We start from the raw sequence: 1078 nt of genomic DNA, 5'->3' as shown, positions 1-1078 counted from the left end.
GCCGGAGAGGGGGACGCCGATGGGGCCGGCGAGGGACTTGCCGAGGCGGCCGGTGCCGGGCTCGGGGTTTGCGCCAGAGCCTCAGGCAGGCCAAGCGACAAGGCCGCTGCCGGGATCAGCGCGGCCAGAGCGAGACGACGAAACCTGAACATTTTATTCTCCCCAAGGCCTTAACCACCAAGGCCTAAATCCGTCTTTGCGCCCGGCCGCGCCCCGGCTCGCGCGAACGCGCCGTTCTAACACGCGAGCGCCAAATTCGTCCCATGACAGATGCGTCATGGCAGGCCTCCTCGGCGCTCCCAAGCAAACCGCTGGCCAAGCCGGCAAGGATCGCCATATAAGGCAGGCGAAATTCGGGAATTTTCATGAGCGCGCTGGCCAACCACGCATTTGCCAAGATGAACGGCATCGGCAACGAGATCGTTGTTGTCGACATGCGCGATTCCGCGGCAAAGGTGACGCCGGACGACGCCCGCGCGGTAGCGTCCGCGAACGGCGGCGTGGCCTACGACCAGCTCATGGTGCTGCAGAAGCCGCGGCTCGACGGCACAGAGGCCTTCATCCGCATCTACAACAATGACGGCTCGGAGGCCGGCGCCTGCGGCAACGGCATGCGTTGTGTGGTGCGGCGTATCTTCGAGAAGACCGGCCAGACCAATGCGACGTTCGAGACGGAAGCGGGCCTGCTCAATGCCTGGCAGGGTCCCGCGCCGGATCTCTACACGGTCGACATGGGTGCGCCGAAGTTCGGCTGGCAGGACATTCCGCTGGCGGAAGAGTTCCGCGACACCCGCTACATCGAATTGCAGATCGGGCCGATCGACAATCCGATCCTGCATTCGCCCTCCGTGGTGAGCATGGGCAATCCGCATGCGATCTTCTGGGTCGACGACGTCCATGCCTACGATCTCGAGCGTTTCGGTCCGCTGCTCGAAAACCATCCGATCTTCCCGGAGCGCGCCAACATCACGCTCGCCCATATCGTCGATGACAAGCACATCACGATCCGCACCTGGGAACGCGGTGCCGGCCTGACCAAGGCCTGTGGCTCGGCGGCCTGCGCCACGGCCGTCGCCGC

Annotated in this window: 1 protein-coding gene; it reads left to right on the top strand. The window is 64.7% G+C overall.

The genetic code is table 11. From position 1 onward, the window contains the following. Positions 1–365: 365 nt before the first annotated feature. Positions 366–1078, top strand: a 713-nt coding sequence (gene dapF, locus MOV74_RS38845; RefSeq protein WP_246932881.1) for a diaminopimelate epimerase, incomplete at its 3' end; no start/stop codon positions are given.

The sequence above is a fragment of the Bradyrhizobium sp. SHOUNA76 genome (assembly GCF_023006445.1).
Taxonomy (GTDB): Bacteria; Pseudomonadota; Alphaproteobacteria; order Rhizobiales; family Xanthobacteraceae; genus Bradyrhizobium.
Note: the sequence above shows the minus strand (reverse complement) of the source record. Positions and strands in the feature narration are given on the sequence as shown.